At 40.5% G+C, this 1,409-nt stretch carries 3 protein-coding genes and 1 pseudogene; 2 read left to right on the top strand and 2 right to left on the bottom strand.

Features of this window, described 5'->3' with window-relative positions:
• Window positions 1-234 (bottom strand): IS3 family transposase (locus A3EO_RS0109305; protein ID WP_018346485.1); only part of this gene is annotated, 234 nt, incomplete at its 3' end.
• Window positions 235-305: 71 nt separating this feature from the next.
• On the opposite strand from A3EO_RS0109305, the pseudogene A3EO_RS0109300 reads away from it, so the two are divergent.
• Both A3EO_RS0109300 and cas2 read left to right on the top strand, forming a co-directional pair.
• A pseudogene (locus A3EO_RS0109300) lies at window positions 306-488 on the top strand (hypothetical protein); the annotation flags it as partial.
• Window positions 489-497: 9 nt separating this feature from the next.
• Window positions 498-791, top strand: coding sequence for a CRISPR-associated endonuclease Cas2 (gene cas2 / locus A3EO_RS0109295; RefSeq protein WP_018346931.1), 294 nt, complete (start codon window positions 498-500; stop codon window positions 789-791).
• Window positions 792-1,189: 398 nt separating this feature from the next.
• On the opposite strand, the gene A3EO_RS13925 is transcribed toward cas2, so the two are convergent.
• Window positions 1,190-1,409 (bottom strand): hypothetical protein (locus tag A3EO_RS13925; RefSeq protein ID WP_409359783.1); only part of this gene is annotated, 220 nt, incomplete at its 5' end.

The following is a 1,409-nucleotide window of genomic DNA, read 5'->3' as shown; positions in this document are numbered from 1 at the left end:
TTCGAGAATTTTAATGCGTTGTTCAAGCTCTCGTATCCGTTGCTGTTCCGGTGATAAGGGCTTCGTTCCGGGCAATACATAGCCTTGTTTTTCTGCTTGGACTTGTTTTATCCAACGACGTAATGCCGTTTCGCCTATCCCTAATTCCGAACAGGCTTGGGCAACAGAATAACCTTGCTCGGTGACTAATTTTACCGCGGCAACTTTGTAGTCCGGGCTAAATGTTCTTCTCATCTTAATATCCTCTTTTTGTGATAGTTTACCACCTATTGAGGACTGCAAAATTAGTGTACCACTACATTAATTTAAAACCGGATACGAGAAAACTACTGATTCAAACTTGGCAATCCAAAAAACAGGAAAAAATTATTCATCCATTTTTAAATGAAGAAGTGACTATTGGCTTATTGCCTTATATTCAAGCAATGCTGTTAGCACGCCATTTACGGGGCGATTTGATAGAGTACCCGCCTTTTTTAATGCGTTAGGAGAACATTATGTTGATGCTGATTACTTATGACATCTCTTTTGATGATCCGCAAGGACAAAAAAGATTACGACAAATAGCAAAGCTTTGCTTAGATTATGGGGTGCGCGTACAATATTCCGTCTTTGAATGCGATATTACTCCGGATCAATGGGTTAAACTAAAAACTAAATTATTGGACATTTATCAACCGGAATGTGACAGTTTACGTTTTTACCATCTCGGTAGTAAATGGCGCAAAAAAGTTGAACATCATGGCGCTAAACCGGCATTTGATATTTTCCAAGATACAATTATTTTGTGATCGCCAACCTATAGTTCTCACTAAAATAGTGTAAGGTTAGCGATTTATCATTGTTCTTTAAAAATCAATAAGTTAATAATTTAATACATCCTATTTTATTTTATGATATACTCGTCCACCGCATATAAATAAAGATATTGGCGAAATAGGGGAAGTAAGCCTTTATTTTTGTTAATGTTTTAGTATATGCTCGGTCGCCTCACGCGCGACCGTGAATTGAAACACAAGCGGACATTCTCAAACCGTTATTTTTAAAATCGGTCGCCTCACGCGCGACCGTGAATTGAAACCTCTTTCATTTTATCGATAACGGATTGTAAATGCGGTCGCCTCACGCGCGACCGTGAATTGAAACACAAGCGGACATTCTCAAACCGTTATTTTTAAAATCGGTCGCCTCACGCGCGACCGTGAATTGAAACCTCTTTCATTTTATCGATAACGGATTGTAAATGCGGTCGCCTCACGCGCGACCGTGAATTGAAACGTGCTAATAGCCGTTGTTCAGATACGGCTACAATTCCGGTCGCCTCACGCGCGACCGTGAATTGAAACATCGATAGATCGCCCTGCATTACTCTATCAACGACGGTCGCCTCACGCGCGACCGTGAATTGA

This window comes from Gallibacterium anatis DSM 16844 = F 149 (genome assembly GCF_000379785.1).
Lineage (GTDB): Bacteria > Pseudomonadota > Gammaproteobacteria > Enterobacterales > Pasteurellaceae > Gallibacterium > Gallibacterium anatis.
The sequence above is the reverse complement of the archived record's forward strand: the minus strand, read 5'-3'. Positions and strand labels throughout refer to the sequence as shown.

What these genes read in the sequence shown, in the direction of transcription:
- cas2 (WP_018346931.1), top strand. Translation starts at nt 498, where the DNA reads ATGTTGATGCTGATTACTTATGACATCTCTTTTGATGATCCGCAAGGA.